The sequence below is a fragment of the Paraburkholderia tropica genome (assembly GCF_900109265.1).
In the GTDB taxonomy this organism is placed as follows: Bacteria; Pseudomonadota; Gammaproteobacteria; order Burkholderiales; family Burkholderiaceae; genus Paraburkholderia; species Paraburkholderia tropica.
In genome coordinates this window covers 1-16,647 of sequence record NZ_FNZM01000022.1, presented here as the reverse complement: position 1 = coordinate 16,647, position 16,647 = coordinate 1, and the positions used below count along the sequence as shown (strand labels likewise).

The window sequence follows — 16,647 nt, the reverse complement described above, 5'->3', positions numbered from 1 at the left end:
TGCGTTAGCAGCGGCTTTATGACTCGACTGGATAAACGTATCGGATTTGCTTCGTTGTCAGGTGCAGCGGGCGCATTTAGATTGGCCTCTATCGGCAAGTTACATGCGCCTTTCAAACTCACTCAGACAACTATCACGGGGTACTCCTATGCCGTTCCTGTCTCGCGCCGCGCACGCCTTGCGCCGCGCGTTCGCGCCTTCTCTCTCCGTGGCGCTCGCCGCCGGCACGCTGGCCGCGACGCAACCGGCACGCGCCGAGGGCACGATTCGCGTCGCCGAGCAGTTCGGCGTGGTGTATCTGATGCTCAACGTCGCGCGCGATCAGCACTTCATCGAGCAGGAAGGGCACAAGGCCGGCGTCGACATCAAGGTCGACTGGGTGCGCCTCTCGGGCGGCGCGGCCGTCAACGATGCGCTGCTCTCGGGCGCGGTGGATATCGCGGGCGCGGGCGTCGGCCCGCTGCTAACCGTCTGGGATCGCACGCACGGCCGCCAGAACGTGAAGGGCGTGGCCTCGCTCGGCAACCTGCCGTACTACCTCGTGAGCACCGATCCGAACGTCAAGACCGTGGCCGACTTCACCGACAAGGATCGCATTGCGGTGCCCGCCGTGGGCGTTTCCGTGCAGTCGCGCGTGCTGCAATATGCGGCGGCGAAGCAGTGGGGCGACAAGCAGTTCGACCGGCTCGACAAGCTCACGCAGGCCATTCCGCATCCGGATGCAGCCGCCGCGCTGATCGCGAACAGCAACGTCATCACGGCCCATTTCGGCAATCCGCCGTTCCAGCAGCAGGAGCTGGCCGGGAACCCGAAGGCGCATATCGTGCTGAATTCCTATGACGTGCTCGGCGGCCCGAGTTCGGCGACGGTGCTCTACACCACGCAGAAGTTTCGCGACGAGAATCCGAAGACCTATCACGCCTTCGTGGCGGCGCTCGCCGACGCAGCCCATCTGATTTCGACCGATCCCGAGAAAGCCGCCGATATCTACATCCGCGTGAACGGTTCGAAGATCGACCGCAATCTGCTGCTGAAGATCCTGCGCGATCCGCAGGTGCAGTTCAAGACGGCGCCGCAGAACACGCTGCCGCTCGCGCAATTCATGTATCGCACGGGCGCGATCCGCAACGAGCCGAAAAGCTGGCGCGATTATTTCTTCGACGATCCGGCGACGGCGGGTGGTAGTTGATTTGCGTGTTGATTCCGCATGCCGGTTTCGCCTGCTGAAGCGCCGTAACCGGCGTTTATGCGTCGCCGTGTTTTGGATATGGCGATTCCTTGGTTGGGATGTGCGGCGACTGCCCGTATGTTGACGTTTTCTCTGCTGGAGTTCCGATCGTGACAGTCACACCCTCCCGACTCGGGGCCCACGCGCCGCTGGCGCGCCGTGGCCTGGAAGGCGCCGCGCCGATCGCGGGCGACGCCGATGCGGCCTTCGGCCAGCGCACGCCGCGCGCCGTGCCGGGCTATGCGTCCAATGTCGCCGATGCTGGCGGTCCGCTGCTCGCCATCGACGGCGTCAGTCTCGAATACCGCAGTCGCGAGCGCATCGTGCGCGCCACGCACGATGTGAGCTTCGACGTCTACGGCAGCGACCGCTTCGTGCTGCTGGGGCCATCGGGCTGCGGCAAGTCCACCTTGCTCAAGGCAATCGCGGGCTTTATCGAACCCGTCGGCGGCACGATCGCGCTGGACGGTCAGCGCGTGCGCGGCCCCGGTCCGGATCGCGTGGTCGTGTTCCAGGAGTTCGATCAGTTGCCGCCGTGGAAGACCGTGGTGGAGAACGTCGCGTTTCCCTTGCGTGTGGCCCGCAAGTTGCCGCGCGCCGAGGCGAAGGCGCGTGCGCTGCATTATCTCGACAAGGTCGGTCTCGCGCCATTTGCCGATGCGTATCCGCACACGCTTTCGGGCGGCATGAAGCAGCGCGTGGCGATTGCACGCGCGCTCGCGATGCAGCCGCGCGTGCTGCTGATGGACGAACCGTTCGCCGCGCTCGACGCGCTCACGCGCCGCAAGATGCAGGAGGAATTGCTACGCCTCTGGGACGACGAACGCTTCACGCTGCTGTTCGTCACGCATTCGATCGAAGAAGCGTTGGTGGTGGGCAATCGCATTTTGCTGCTTTCGGCGCATCCCGGACGCGTGCGCGCGGAGCTGAACAGTCACGCGTGGTCGCACGCCAGCCTCGACGATGAGGGCTTTCGCGCGAACGTCGCGCGCATTCACGGCCTGTTGTTCGAGACGGAAATGAACGCAGAAGCGAACGCAGAAGCGAACAGAGAAGAAAAGATAAACGCGGAGGCACACGCATGAGCACGCCGAATCGCGCGGCCCTGCCGCCGCTGCCGCCCGTGCGCGAGGAATACGAACGCACGCTGCAACCCGTGCCGCCCGGCGGCGATTCGGTGCCGCTGCCGCTCGCCAGGCGTCTTGCCGATGCAAGCTGGTTGAGGCGCACGCTGATCGCGCTGCTGTTGATCGCAGCGTGGGAGATCACCGCGCGCATCGTGAACAACGATCTGCTGGTGCCAACTTTCGGCGCGACATTCATGGCGTTCGTGCAAGGCATCCTGAGCGGCGAGTTGCTGGAGAAGACCGCGATTTCGCTGTCCGTGTTATTGCGCGGCTATGCCATCGGCGTGGTGCTCGCGTTCGCGCTCACGGCGCTGGCCGTGTCCACGCGCGCGGGCCGCGATCTGCTTTCCATGTTGACCGCGATGTTCAATCCTTTGCCTTCGATTGCGCTATTGCCCATCGCGCTGCTCTGGTTCGGACTCGGCACGGGCAGTCTGCTGTTCGTGCTCGTGCATGCGGTGCTGTGGCCGCTTGCGCTCAACATGTACACGGGGTTTCTCGGCGTGCCCGCCACCTTGCGCATGGCGGGACGCAATTACGGACTGAGCGGGCTGCGTCACGTCGCGCTCATTCTGGTGCCGGCGGCGTTGCCGTCGATTATCGCGGGCCTGCGTGTGGGCTGGGCGTTTGCCTGGCGCACGCTGATCGCGGCGGAACTCGTGTTCGGCGCGAGCGCGGGACAGGGCGGCCTGGGCTGGTACATCTTCCAGAATCGAAACGAGCTGTATACCGATCGCGTGTTCGCCGGGCTCGCGGCGGTGATCCTCATTGGCCTGCTCGTCGAGCATCTGGTTTTCGATACGCTCGAACGGCTGACCGTGCGGCGCTGGGGCGTGCAGCATTGAACGCAGAATTAACCGAAAGCGCCGGATGACGCGACAGGGCGCATCCGGCGTTTTGATTTAGCCGCATTAATTCCACTCCGCAGATCCTCAATTCCGCACGGTCGTTCAGCGCGCCGTGCGTCTTTGCGCGTTAACCATTCGCTCAAGCGAGCGGCAAGTTTTCTCAATCGACCGGCGCGGCCGCGCTGGCAAAATCCTCACACAAACGGAGACAACGCAATGCATCGGCGACACACGTCGCACGGATGCGTTGCGTGCACTATTACATGAGGATAAAGACGGCCATGAGGTACAGGTCCGCGATTTTTATCTGTGCGTCGCTTATTGGAGCATGCATTGGAACATGCATCGACTCATCGCCGGCATGGGCGACGGAATCACCGCCGTGGGTGTTGGGCGGCGAGAATACCGTGACGCTTTACGGCTCGGTCGACGAAGGCGTCGAATACATTACCGGGCAGGCGGTGGGCAAAGGCACGGCCAGCAGCCTGCGAACCGGCTGGGGAACGGACACTTCGTTCTTCGGCATTCGCGGCAACGAAGCGCTGGGCGGCAGCCTGCGCGCCATCTGGGATCTCGAAGGCGGGTTTCAGGCGAGCAACGGCACGGCGAGCCAGGGCGGGCGCCTGTTCGGGCGGCAATCGTATGTGGGCGTGGCGGGCGACTTCGGCAGCCTGACATTCGGCCGCCAATATACGATGCGCGCTTATGCGATCAAGCCGATCAATCCGTTCGGATTCGGCGCGCAAGGCCTGACGACACTCGATAACGGCATTGCGAATCCGCGCGCGGATAACTCGATCAGCTACCGCTACCATATCGACGGATTCGAAACCGGCGTGAATTACAGTTTCGGTCGCGATGCCGTGGACGGCGACAGCGTCGTCGCCACCAATTGCCCGGGCGAGACGTCGCCGTCGAACGAATGCCGCGAATGGTCGGCGCTGCTCAAATACGAAAGCCGCATCTGGGGCGTTGTCAGCGCATACGAGCGCAATTACGGCGGCACGTCGGCGACATGGGGCGGCCTCACATCGCCGAAACTCACGGACAGCCGCTTCATTCTGGGCGCGTATTTCAATGTTCGCAGCGCGCGTTTTGGCGCGGGATGGATCCGTCGCGACGACGAAGGTATTTCGACGCCGAAAAGCAATCTCGTGTGGGTAACCGGCACTGTGCCGGTGAGTCCGGCGCTCTCGTTCGACAGCGAAGTGGCGGAACTCAAATACGATCACACGCCCGATAAAGCCGTGATATTCGTATTGCGCGCGGTCTATACGCTGTCGAGAAACACGGCGCTTTATGTGACGGGCGAGCATATCAAGAATAGCGGCGCGCTCGCATTGTCGGCCAGTACGATCATTCCGGTCGTGGGGCCGCCCGAAGGCGGCTCTCAGACGTCGGTTATCGCGGGCATCCGGCATCGGTTTTAATTCAGGCCGGGCGCGACTCGCGCGCGTTCATTCTTCAATCAAGCGTACCTGGCGCACAGGCATGACTGTGCGCCGGGTGGTTTCCACTTTCCGTTTTCCGCGACACGCGCGCCTTAACCATTTGCTCACATGACCGGCCGTTTTTCTCAATAGACCGGTGGCGCTGCACAGGCAAAATTTCAGGGCATTACAAACAAAGCGATTACATGAGTCACGGCGGCGCTCAGATGGGCGCCGATGAGCCGCAAAGGCCTGCGATGACTCGAATCCTGGAGACAGCGACGATCATGAAGTGTAGATCCGCACTATGCGCGGGCGCGGCGTTGATGAGCATGACGCCCGTTTGTGCTCTGGCCGACGGCAGTAGCGCGGCCCAGTTTCAACCTTTCGGTACCAGCTCGGTCACGATGTACGGCCTGATCGATCAAGGTCTGGAATACGTCAACAACGTGGCCAAGGGCAAGAACGCCACCACCAGTGCGTTTCGTGAAGGCGACGGTACCGCCACCTCGTATTTCGGCATTCGCGGCAATGAAGATCTGGGCGGCGGTACGCGCGCCATATTCGATTTGCAGGGCGGCTTTCAGCCGAATAACGGCGCGTCGCGGCAGGGCGGACGCCTGTTCGGCCGCCAGTCCTATGTCGGCCTCGACGGCCCGTTCGGGCGCATCACGTTCGGTCGCCAATACACGATGCGCTTCTTCGCGACGTCGTTCATCAACCCGTTCGGCACGGGCGCGCAAGGCCTCACGACGCTCGATAACGGCATTGCCAACGCACGCGCCGACAATTCCATGAGTTACCGCTTTTTTTCCGGTGCGCTCGAAGGCGGTGTGAATTACAGCTTTGGCCGCGACGCGGAATCGGGTAACAGCTCGGTCGCCACTAATTGCCCCGGTGAAACGTCGCCGTCGAATCAATGCCGCGAATATTCGGCGATGATGAAATACGACGGCGGTTATTGGGGCGTCGCGAGTTCGTATGAGCGCAATTACGGCGGCACATCGGCCACGTGGGGCGGTTTGACGTCGCCGAAACTCACCGACAGCCGCTTTACGCTGGGCGGTTATTTCAAGTTCAAGGGTGCGAAATTCGGCGTGGGCTGGATTCGCCGCGACGACGAAGGCATTGCCACGCCCAAGAGCAATCTGTTTTGGGTGACCGGCACGGTGCCGATTACGCCGTTCCTGTACGTCGACGGCATGGTCGCGCATCTACAGTACGATCACTCCGAAAACAAGGCGCTGGTCTTCGTGCTGCGCGGCGAATATCTGCTTTCGAAAGCCACCTTCCTCTATGTGACCGCCGAGCATATTCACAATGACGGCAATCTCGCGCTCTCGGCCACGACCATTTCGCCCACGGCGACGCCGCCGGCCGGCGGCTCGCAACTCTCCGTGATTGCGGGTATCCGGCACACGTTCTAGGTGGGCTGCGTGGCGCAGCCCGGAGATTGCCGCGTCGCGTGATCTCCGGGCATTGAATCGCTCAAGTCAGCCGAGAAGTTTCGCCGCTTCACGCGCCGCCGACATATCGGCGACCTCCGCGAAAGCCTGTTTGCGATCGAGGCTGCCGAGACCGATATACATATCCTGCAGATAGCCGATATCGGCTTCGGTCAGCGCGAGATCTTTTGAATACGGACGCTGCGTTTCGTTGAAATGCCAGATCGCTTGCGCCGATTCCGCGTCGAAGCGTTTCTGCGCGTGTTTGCGCGCGGCGAAAAAGGCGTCGCGCGAATCCGGCGACATCAGGAATTCATAGAGCGCGCCATAGGCGGCCATGACGGCGACCATGTCGTCGTGCTTGTTGCGGATCGCGTCGTCCGAGGCGTAGGCGGTCTGGAAAATGCAGTGCGGCAGCGCCTGCCACATATTGCCGTCGTTAATCACCACGAGTCCATCCCGATCGTTCAAATGCGAAATGCTCGAACAACTCGCGTCGACTTCGCCTTTGACCACGGCCGCGTGACAATCGTCGTTGCTGCCTTTATCGACGAAACGAACCTGCGAATAGTCGATGCCGCGTGCCTTCAAAAGCTGCACCATCAGCGAATGGAGCAAGCCGCGCTCGGGCCCGACGGCGACCGTTTTGTGCTTCAGGTCCGCGAGCGTTGTTGCGCCGTCTGGCCGCGCGAATACCGTCAAGGCGCATCGCTTCATGCCTGCGCCGACGATCTTCACTCGCGCGCCTTGCGCAATGCGCGACAGCACGAGGTTGTAGCCCGACACCATGCAGACGTCGCCCGAGCCCGCCGCCATGGCGTCGAGCGGGCCATGAACGCCGGGAATCTCGACGATCTGCGCATTCACGCCGAAGCGTTTGAAATAACCGAGTTCGTCCATCAACGCATTGAGCGTCGCGTTCTCCAGCCCCGGATTGCTGACGATCCGGATCGGCGCGCTCGCGCCGCGTGCGAGGTAAGGCGCGGCCAGACCGCTCGCCGCCACGCTCGCGCCCAGCAGGCCCACACCGCGCAGAAAGCGCCGGCGGCTGAATGATGGTGTCATCGGATGTCTCCGCATGCCGGTGGGCCGGCGTATCGTGGTTGAGTCAGCGAATCGAATTCGCCAGGGATAACCCTTGCGCGCCGCCTGGCGTGTCGTGACGCGGCGAGGGCGCAAAGCCCCGCCGGGCGCGTGTTCAAGCGGCCTGCGAGCGGCAACGACGGGCAACGGGGACGGGGCCACGGCGCGCAGCGCGATCGTGCCAGCGAACTGTCCCCTGAGGCAATTGAGTAAAATGGCTCGAGACTTAACGAAGTTGTAAAACCGGCAGAGGTGGAGACTTGTCAGAGCTTGACTGGTACTTGCAGATCAACTTGAAGGCGCGGCATTTGCATCTTCTGGTGGCGATCGATACGTACCGAAACCTGACCCAGGTGGCCGACGTCACCCATGTCACGGTGCCCGCGGTGTCGAAGGCGCTGGCGGAACTCGAAAAGGGGATGGGACTGACGCTGTTTTCGCGCACCGCGCAAGGCCTCGTGCCCACGGCTTATGGCGAGTGCCTGATTCGCCACGCGCGCGACATGCTCACCATCCTGCATCAGGCGCGCGACGAATTGAAGGCCTTGAGTTCGGGCGCGGAAGGCAAGGTGCATATTGGCATGCTGCCGGCGTCGGCTTCGGTCTTGCTGCCGCAAGCGCTGAGCCTGCTGAAACAGCGCTCGCCGGGCACTAACGTGGTGGTGATCGAAGGCACGACCGGTTCGCTGCTGCCCGAGCTTTGGCAAGGCCGCCTCGATCTCGTGGTGGGCCGCCTGCCGCCGCCCGACACGCTCGGCAGTTTCGAAGAAAAAGAATTGCTCGAAGATCCGGTCACACTGGTGACGGGTCGGCATCATCCGCTCGCGCGTAAAAAGAATCTGAAATGGGCCGATCTGCATCCTTATCCGTGGATCTTGCCGCCGCCCGGTTCGATATTGCGCGACCCGCTCGAACGCGCGCTCGAAGTGAATGGCGTGCCGCTCTCGAATAATTACATCGAAACGCTCTCGATTCACGTCGTGCGTGCGCATTTGCAGGTGTCGGATTTCATCGCCGTGATGGCCGACACGCCGGCTAACGATCCCACTCAACCGCTCCATACGCTTCCGTTAAGCCTGCCGCGACTGCTGCGTCCCGCGGGCGTGCTGTGGAATCGCAATCGCGGCCTGACGCCCAGCGCGCAATTGATGGTGGCATGCCTGGAAGAAGCCGCGCAACGGCTCGCCGACAAAAGCCCGAATACGCGCGAAGCGGCGGCCTGACGCCCGTTTTTCGCGGGTTTTCCGCCGTTTTACCGCTTGTTTATCCTGCCGCCCGCCGTTCGAGCGGGCTCGCCTTTGCGCGTCCGCGCTCGTGTATCGATCCGCTTTGCGTGCCCTGTTGATTCCCGTTTTGCCTTAACCGTTTGCTCAAACCCGGGGCCGATTTTCTCAATTGACCCCTGTCCGTGGGCTGGCAGAATTTGAATGCGTTCACTAATTCGATGAACGCAGACAAAGCGATGCAGGCCGCTAACGGCGAATCGCGGACTATGAGCGGAGACAGGTACGAGCATGAAGTGGATGACCGCAATACGTGCGTGCGCGGCGCTTCTGGGCATTGCCGCGATGGCGATTACCGGACCCGCATTTGGCCAGTCGGTCGAAGACTTTTATCACGGCAAGATTCTGACGATCGTCGTCAGCGCCGACGCGGGCACGCCCACCGACATCATCGCTCGCCAGTTCGCGCGCTTCTTCGTCAATTACATTCCCGGCAAACCGCGCGCGGTGGTGATGAACGTCGTGGGCGCGGGCGGCATGGTGGCCGCCGCGTCGTTGCAAACCCGGCAGCCGGACGACGGCTCGGTGATCGGCTTCCTCCAGCGTAATAACCTCTATATTCCGCTGCTCGATCCGCGCCAGAACCGTTTCGATCCGCGCAAGGTGCGCTGGCTCGGCAGTTTGAACAAGGTCGAATACTGCATCGTCTCGATGTCGCGCTCGGGCGTGACGTCCATGAACGATCTCACGAAGAAGACGATGTATGTGGGCGCAACGGGTTTTGCGAACGAAGACCGCACGCTGCCCGCGCTGCTCGACGAATATCTCGGCGCGAAAATGCGCATCGTGCCCGGTTATACCGGACGCGGCGAGGTGTATCTCGCGATGCAGCGTGGTGAAGTGGACGGCTGGGCCTCGACGCTCGATGGCTTGCAGCAGGGCGAACCGGTGCGCCTGCTCGCGAACGGCAAGATGAAAGTGCTGCTGCATCTGGGCTGGACCAGTCCCGCGCCGTTTGGCGACGCGCCCAATCTGAGCAGCTATATCACCGATCCCAATGTGAAGGCGCTGTTCAATCTGTTCCTGATGCCGTTCGATGCGGGGCGCCCGATTGCCGTGCCGGAAGGCGTGCCGCAAGACCGTTTGAATGCGCTGCGCACGGCATTTGCCAAAACGATCGTCGACACCGATTTTATCGACGCGATGAAGAAATCGGGTTATCCGATCGATCCGATTAACGGCAATGCGGTCGAGCAGATCGTCAGCAAACTCTACGCCACACCCGCGCCGCAAATCGAGAGCGCCCGCAAGCTGATATTCAGCGCCCATTAATTACGGCACGGCCGCGCGCCTGTTACGCACCGCGCGTGGCCGTGACCCGAATTTGAATCGCGTACGTCATGAGCCTCCTCGGGGTGAATGACCGTCAATCACCGAGAGGTTCATCGCATGACACACGAAATCATCGACATTCATCCGCATATCATTTCGACCGATACGGTTCGTTATCCGATTGCGCCGCAAAGCGGTCATCGCTCGAAATGGTCGGCGACGCGTCCGGTCACGTTCGAGCAGATGATCGCCGAAATGGATGAAGCGGGCGTGGCCAAGGCCGCTATCGTGCATTCGTCGACCACGTACGGCCACAACAACGCCTATGTGGCCGACAGCGTGGCGCAAGACCCGAAGCGTTTTACCGGCGTGTATTCGTTCGATCTGCTCGCGCCGGATGCGCTCAAGACCTTCGATCATTGGCTCGCGAACGGCATGGGCGGCATTCGCCTGTTCACGGGCGGCGCGACGCATCAAAGCGACGGTAGCTGGCTCGTGAATCCGGCGACGTTTCCGATCTGGGAGCGCTGCGCGGAAATCGGCATGACGATGGTCGTGCAGACGACGCCCGAGGGTTTGTCGATGGTGGCGCAACTGGCGCAGCGCTTTCCGTCCGTGAAGATCGCGCTCGATCATTGCGGCCGTCCCGATCTCGAAGACGGTCCGCCGTATGCGCGTTGCACCGATCTGTTCGCGCTCGCGAAATACGACAACGTGTATTTGAAAATCACGCCGCGCACGTTCGATATCGCGCAGAATTCGCCGGGCGGCGCTGACGCGTTTTTCCCGCATCTGGTGAAGGTGTTTGGCGCGGACCATCTGGCGTTCGGCTCGAATTACCCCGCTTCGGCGGGTCCGCTGAAGACGCTGATCGAGCAGGGCAATGCGTGTTTCGCGGCGCTGAGCGACGAGGAGCGCGCGTGGGTCTGGGGCCGCACGGCGAAGGTGCTGTATCCGCAGCTGGCTGGCTGAATTCGTCGTGATCTCGACGGTCGAGGCGGCTATCCGCGCTTCGATTTGCTCGATCTTCACAGCGCGGCCTGGGCGTGAATCACGCGGGCCGTGCGGGCTCTTTCATCGGGATGACGCATGGAATTTTTCAACGACGCAACGTTAATGGCAGCAGGCCATGCGCTGTCGACGATACTGCAATTCAACCGACTGATCTTTCTCGTCTTTGGCGTGATGGTCGGCCTCGCGATTGGTTTGCTGCCCGGCATCGGCGGCTTGACGGGCTTTGCCTTGCTCGTGCCGTTCACGTACACGATGGACCCGTACGCCGCCTTCGCGATGCTGCTCGGTATGGCGTCGGTCATCACGACATCGGACGTGATTCCGGCCGTGCTGTTCGGCGTGCCGGGTCACGCGGCCTCGCAGGCGACGGTGCTCGACGGCCTGCCGATGACGAAACGCGGCGAAGCCTCGCGCGCGTTGAGTGCGTGCTATACGTCCTCGCTGCTTGGCGGTTTGATCGGCGCGCTCATGCTGGCGGTGTCGCTGCCGCTGGTGCGTCCGTTCGTGCTGTCGATCGGCACGCCGGAAATGTTGGGGCTGACGATCTTCGGCGTATCGATGGTCGCGGCGCTCTCGGGCAACGCGCCGTTGCGCGGCGTGGTGGCGGCATGCTTCGGCATTCTGGTCGGCATGATCGGCACGAATGTCGAAACGGGACAAATGCGCTGGACCGGCGGCATTCTGTATCTGCAAGATGGCATTCCGCTGGTGCCGATCATTCTCGGCATTTTCGCGCTGCCGGAATTGTGCGAACTCGCGATTCGACGCACGGCGATTGCGGAGAACGTGCAATTCAGCTCGCGCGAAGGCATGCGCCAGGGCGTGATCGACAGTCTGCGAAACTGGTTTCTGGTCCTGCGTTGCGGCGGTCTGGGCGCGCTACTCGGCGTGGTGCCGGGCATTACCGGCGCGGTGACGGACTGGATTGCGTACGGCCATGCGCTGCAGACTTCGAAGAACGCGAAGCTGACCTTCACCACCGGCGACGTGCGTGGCGTGATCGCCCCCGAAGCGGCCAATAACGCACGCGAAGGCGGCAGCCTCGTGCCGATGCTGTCGTTCGGCGTACCGGGCGGCGCGGCGCAGGCCATTCTGCTCGGCGCGATGATGGTGCACGGCTTCATTCCCGGCCCCGACATGCTGACCAAGCACCTCGACTTCACCTATTCGATGGTGTGGTCGATTGCGCTCGCGAATATCTTCGGCGCAGGGCTGTGCTTTTTGCTAAGCGGCCAGTTCGCACGCATTTCGACGCTGCGCTACACGCTGATTCTGCCCGTCATCATGCCGATCATTTACGTGGGCGCGTTTCAGGGCTCGCGTAGCTGGGGCGATCTCTTTGTGCTGCTGATCGCGGGTGTGATCGGCTGGACGATGAAGCGCTTGAAGTGGGCGCGTCCGCCGGTGATTCTCGGCCTTGTGCTGGGCGTGCTGATGGAGCGCTATATGACCATCTCCTTCGTGCGCTACGGCACTGACTGGGTGACGCGACCGGTCGTGATGGTGCTGCTCGCGCTGGCCGCGCTGGTGTTCTTCCGGCCGCTATTCAACGCGCTGCGCAGCGGCGAACTCGCACGCATGCGCCCGAGCGGAAAGATCGCATTCAAGCTCGAGGATCTCGCTTACGTGTTCTTTATCGGCATTGGCGCGTACATGCTGGTGACGTCGCAAAGCTGGCTGCTGATGGCGCGTATCGGCCCGACGGTGATCGCGAGCATTCTCGTGATCGCGGGATCGACGAGCCTGCTTTACAAGGTCTTTTTCGTGCCGGCGAAGACGGGCGCGGCAGGCGCGGGCGGCGGCATTCACATGGATGTCTCGGGCGATCACGGTGAAATATTGCCGAACAGTGTGACGCTGAGGCGCGCGGCGAAATTCTTCGGCTGGTTCGTGGCGTTTCTCGTCTGCATGTCGCTGATCGGCATGATTCCCACGGTGCCGATCGTGATCGTGGCGTATATGCGTCTCGAAGGACGCGAGTCGTGGAAGCTGAGTTTGATACTCGCAGCCTGCGTGACGGCGCTTATTTACGGCGTGTTCGATCAGATCATCCATATTCCCTGGCCGAGCAGCCTTTTCTGAATTCGCGCGCTCTTGGCAAGCGCGACGCATAGTGCAAGGACATACCATGACGAAAAACCGACTCGAATGCATCGACCCGGAGCAGGCGTCGGACGAGCAGAAGAAAGTGATTGCGCGTCTGGGCGAAGGGCGCGGACGCATTCCCACGCCGTTCAACATCTGGCTGCATAACCCGAATCTCGCGGCGGGCATGGAGATTATCGGCACGCACGTCGACCGCTCGCCGGTGTTGAGCGAAGCGGAAAGCGAAGTGGCCATTCTCGCGACGGCGGTCTTCTGGAATTCGCCTTATGTGATTGCGAATCATCGGCGGCATGCGTTGAAATCGGGCGTGCCGGAAGCGGTGGTCAATGCGATCGTGGAGAAACGCCGTCCGAAAGTCGGCGAAGACCGCTTTGGACTCGTCTGCGACGCGGTGAGTGACATTCTTGCAGGCGCACAGATCGACGACGCGCGTTTTGCGCGCTACGACTCAGTGCTGGGCCGTGCCGTGATCGCAGAGCTGCTGGTGACGGTGGGCTATTTCACGTCGATTTCTCTGGGCATGACGCTGCACGCGCTCGAACCCAAGGAATGATTGATACGAAGGCCTGTGCAGCGGCGTGCAGAGATGACTGCGCCGCTGCCTGTGCATATTGCCCGCAAGCGATGGTGAAACCGCGGAGGACCGCTACGTGTCCGCACTCGACTGGTACCTGCAGATCAACCTGAAGGCGCGGCATCTGCGCCTGCTGGTGACGATCGACACTTACCGCAATCTGACTCAGGTGGCTGACGTTACGCACGTGACGGTGCCGGCTGTGTCGAAGTCTCTGGCCGAACTCGAACGCGGCATAGGATTGACGCTCTTCTCGCGCACGGCGCAAGGGCTCGTGCCGACGCAATATGGCGATTGCCTGATTCGCCACGCGCGCGAAATGCTGACGATTCTGCATCAGGCGCGCGATGAATTGAAGGCGCTGAGTTCGGGAACCGAAGGGAAGATTCATATCGGCATGTTGCCGGCTTCGGCCTCGGTGTTATTGCCGCAGGCGCTCATTTTGTTGAAGCAGCGTTCGCCTGGCACGAATGTGATGGTGACGGAGGGCACGACGGCGTCGCTGCTGCCCGAGCTTTGGCAGGGACGGCTCGATCTGGTGGTGGGGCGTTTGCCGCCGCCGGATACGCTTGGCAGTTTCGAAGAGAAGGAACTGATCGAGGAGCCGGTTACGTTGATGACCGGGCGGCATCATCCGCTTGCACGGCGCAAGACGGTGACGTGGGCCGATTTGCGGCCGTTTCCGTGGATATTGCCGCCGCTTGGGTCGATATTGCGGGATCCTTTGGAGCGGGCGCTCGAAGCGCATGATGTGCCGTTGACCAATAACTACATCGAGACGCTTTCAGTGCATGTGGCGCGGGCGCATTTGCAGATTTCCGACTTTATCGCGGTGATGGCCGGGACGCCGGCTGGGGATTCGGCGCAGCCTTTGCATACGTTGCCGTTGAGTTTGCCCAGGTTGTTGCGGCCCGCCGGGGTGTTGTGGAATCGGAATCGGGGGCTTACGCCTAGTGCGATGTTGATGGTGGATTGTTTGGGGGAGGTGGCTGAGAGGCTTAAGGGGGAGGGGAGTCGGGGGCTTGTTCGGGCGCATGCTGGTGTCTGATTTTTGGGTTTGTTTTTTTTTGGTTGTTGAATCCTGTTTTCGTGGCGGTATGCAGGCGTTGCCCCTGTGCGGGGCGGCACCTACTTTTCTTTGCAGCGGCAAAGAAAAGTAGGCAAAAGAAAGCCGCTCAAACCGCCAGTGTGACGCCGTTCACCCCGCACCTTCGCAGGTAGTGGTTCCGGAGCATCCGGCACCTCGCACCACTTAACTCAGTGACAAAGCCGTCATTCATCCGGGGGCGCTTCGCGCCCCGTCGGGCATGGCAGCAAACCGGAGGTTTGCGAGTGCCCCGAAAAATCAATGAGTACCCTTGGTTTCCCATGCATACCCGGCCGTTGCGCGCTTTGCGCGCAACGGGATGTGAGAGAGCCTTGTCACTTCGTGTGAGGGCGCGGGGTGACGGATGCTCCTGCACCACTCCGAGGGAGGGCGAGTGAAACACGGCGAAGCATTAGCGGTGTGAGCGGCTTTCTTTTGCCTACTTTTCTTTGCCGCTGCAAAGAAAAGTAGGTGCCGCCCCGCACAGGGGCAACGCGAGCATACCGCCACGAAAACAGGATTCAACGCAAAGCGCAAAAACCCCACCAAGAGCCAGCCCCAAAAAAGCGCCCTATAACCAAACCCTCAACCCACCCAAAAAAACCCAAAAAAGCCCCCCCAAAAACACCAGCCCAGCTGGGCCTTTACCAAACAGTTAACCCCCCCGCAGGTTAATTCAATAGACGTAACCGCCGCATAGCAAGATGATTCCACCAACGCAGGATCGCGCAAAAAGGGCAAGCGAACCAAACCAGCACGCGCAGCCCGACACCTAACTCCAACGGAGACTCAATTGACCAAGAAAGTCCACCTGACGCTCGCCATCGCCGACCACCCGCACACGGCTGCAATCCGCGACGGCTCGATCCCCATCGAAGGCGTCGACGCTGAGTTCATCACCGTCCAGCCGCAGATCGGCGCTTTCCGCCGCATGGTCCGCGACGTGGAATTCGATGTCTGCGAACTGGCACCCACCACCTACATCATCGCGCGCGCCTATGGCGCTCCCTTCGTCGCGCTGCCGATCTTCGTGGTGCGCCGCTTCCATCACGAGGGCCTGCTGGTGCGCCCTGACGCGGGCATCAAGACGCCGAAGGATCTCGAAGGCAAGAAGGTCGGCGTGCGCGCCTACTCGGTGACGACGGGCGTGTGGACGCGCCAGGTGCTGATCGACGAATTCGGCCTCGACACCTCGAAGGTCACCTGGGTCGTCGACGACGAAGAACACGTCACGCAACTGAAGCTGCCCTCGAACGTCATCCACACGCCGGCCGGCACCTCGCTCGCCGAGATGATGGCCAAGGGCGAACTCGTCGCAGGCTTCCACGGCAACGCAGGCATCGGCCGCACCGGCGACCCGACGGGCGGCTGGAAGGAAGTCGAAGCCGATTACCCGGATCTGCTGCCGAACGCCACCGAACTCGAAGCCGAATACTACGCACGCACGGGCGTCTATCCGATGCACGGCACGATCGTCGTGAAGGATTCGGTGCTCGCCGAACATCCGTGGGTCGCCAAGTCGATCTACGACGCTTTCGACAAGGCGAAGAAGGACTGGCTCGCGAAGCTCGACGCGGGTGAACTGAACGACAAGAAGAACAAGAAGTATCTGGAACTGCGCAAGATCGTCGGTCACGACCCGCTGCCGTACGGCATCGAGGAAAACCGCAAGACCATCGAGGCGCTCGAAGCCACGGCGTTCAAGCAGGGCCTCACGCCGCGCCGCATGGCCATGGACGAGCTGTTCGTCGATCCGCGCGTGTAAGCCTCGCGCCTGATGCTAGCTGAGTACGCGCTCCACGCGCGTACGCCCCAGATTTCCGGACGGAACCCAACATGATCATCGATTGCCACGGTCACTTCACGACCGTTCCCGCTTCGTTCCGCGACTGGCGCGCGAAGCAGATCGCCGCCGCCAACGACCCGGCCAACGCGCCGCCGCTTTCGGGCGCGCACGTGAGCGACGACGAAATCCGCGAAGGCGTCGGCAACGGCCAGTTGCGCCTGCAAAAAGAGCGCGGCGGCGACCTCACGCTGTTCTCGCCGATCGCCGGCCTGATGAGCCATCACCTCGGCAACGAGCGCACCAGCCTCGAATGGGCCGAAGTGTCGAACAACCTCGTGCGCCGCGTCTGCGATATCTATCCGGA

At 61.9% G+C, this 16,647-nt stretch carries 13 protein-coding genes and 1 pseudogene; 13 read left to right on the top strand and 1 reads right to left on the bottom strand.

The features are described from left to right. Window positions 1–148: 148 nt before the first annotated feature. From BMY06_RS30670 to BMY06_RS30650, 5 genes are all read left to right on the top strand, one after another. Window positions 149–1,189 carry an ABC transporter substrate-binding protein gene (locus BMY06_RS30670; RefSeq protein WP_065058841.1) on the top strand — a complete coding sequence of 347 codons (1,041 nt, stop codon included), beginning with the start codon at window positions 149–151 and terminating at the stop codon, window positions 1,187–1,189. 89 nt (window positions 1,190–1,278) lie between these two features. Next, window positions 1,279–2,313, top strand: a complete 1,035-nt coding sequence (locus tag BMY06_RS30665; RefSeq protein WP_244144260.1) for an ABC transporter ATP-binding protein — start codon at window positions 1,279–1,281, stop codon at window positions 2,311–2,313. Continuing rightward, window positions 2,310–3,200: an ABC transporter permease gene (locus tag BMY06_RS30660; protein WP_074986892.1), complete on the top strand. Its 891-nt coding sequence runs from the start codon at window positions 2,310–2,312 to the stop codon at window positions 3,198–3,200. The genes BMY06_RS30665 and BMY06_RS30660 overlap by 4 nt, the downstream gene beginning before the upstream one ends. Window positions 3,201–3,445: 245 nt before the next feature. Next, window positions 3,446–4,633 (top strand): porin, encoded by a 1,188-nt coding sequence (locus BMY06_RS30655; protein ID WP_321869720.1) that lies wholly within the window; start codon window positions 3,446–3,448, stop codon window positions 4,631–4,633. Window positions 4,634–4,920: 287 nt separating this feature from the next. After that, window positions 4,921–6,060, top strand: a complete 1,140-nt coding sequence (locus BMY06_RS30650; protein WP_074986890.1) for a porin — start codon at window positions 4,921–4,923, stop codon at window positions 6,058–6,060. A gap of 66 nt (window positions 6,061–6,126) precedes the next feature. Here BMY06_RS30650 and BMY06_RS30645 read toward each other — a convergent pair whose 3' ends face one another. Next, the gene (locus BMY06_RS30645) at window positions 6,127–7,143 is read right to left on the bottom strand and encodes an ABC transporter substrate-binding protein (RefSeq protein WP_074986889.1); all 1,017 of its coding nucleotides are present in this window, start codon (window positions 7,141–7,143) and stop codon (window positions 6,127–6,129) included. 326 nt (window positions 7,144–7,469) lie between these two features. Between BMY06_RS30645 and BMY06_RS30640 the strand changes: the two genes are divergently transcribed. The 8 genes and pseudogenes from BMY06_RS30640 to BMY06_RS30605 form a co-directional block, all read left to right on the top strand. Further along, on the top strand, window positions 7,470–8,384 hold the full coding sequence (locus BMY06_RS30640) for a LysR substrate-binding domain-containing protein (RefSeq protein WP_231957476.1): 915 nt from the start codon (window positions 7,470–7,472) through the stop codon (window positions 8,382–8,384). A gap of 300 nt (window positions 8,385–8,684) precedes the next feature. Further along, the gene (locus tag BMY06_RS30635; protein WP_244144257.1) at window positions 8,685–9,716 is read left to right on the top strand and encodes a Bug family tripartite tricarboxylate transporter substrate binding protein; all 1,032 of its coding nucleotides are present in this window, start codon (window positions 8,685–8,687) and stop codon (window positions 9,714–9,716) included. Window positions 9,717–9,833: 117 nt separating this feature from the next. Further along, window positions 9,834–10,688: an amidohydrolase family protein gene (locus BMY06_RS30630; protein WP_065058849.1), complete on the top strand. Its 855-nt coding sequence runs from the start codon at window positions 9,834–9,836 to the stop codon at window positions 10,686–10,688. Window positions 10,689–10,832: 144 nt separating this feature from the next. Then, entirely contained in the window at window positions 10,833–12,812 is a 1,980-nt protein-coding gene (locus tag BMY06_RS30625) for a tripartite tricarboxylate transporter permease (protein WP_237181539.1), read from the top strand. 46 nt (window positions 12,813–12,858) lie between these two features. Further along, a complete protein-coding gene (locus tag BMY06_RS30620) occupies window positions 12,859–13,389 on the top strand; it encodes a carboxymuconolactone decarboxylase family protein (RefSeq protein ID WP_074986886.1) in 531 nt (176 codons plus the stop codon). A gap of 97 nt (window positions 13,390–13,486) precedes the next feature. Then, window positions 13,487–14,458, top strand: coding sequence for a LysR substrate-binding domain-containing protein (locus BMY06_RS30615; RefSeq protein WP_074986964.1), 972 nt, complete (start codon window positions 13,487–13,489; stop codon window positions 14,456–14,458). Window positions 14,459–15,290: 832 nt separating this feature from the next. Continuing rightward, complete coding sequence (locus tag BMY06_RS30610) at window positions 15,291–16,262, top strand: ABC transporter substrate-binding protein (RefSeq protein WP_065058852.1); 972 nt, start codon at window positions 15,291–15,293, stop codon at window positions 16,260–16,262. Between the two features lie 71 nt (window positions 16,263–16,333). Continuing rightward, window positions 16,334–16,647: pseudogene (locus tag BMY06_RS30605) on the top strand (amidohydrolase family protein); the annotation flags it as partial.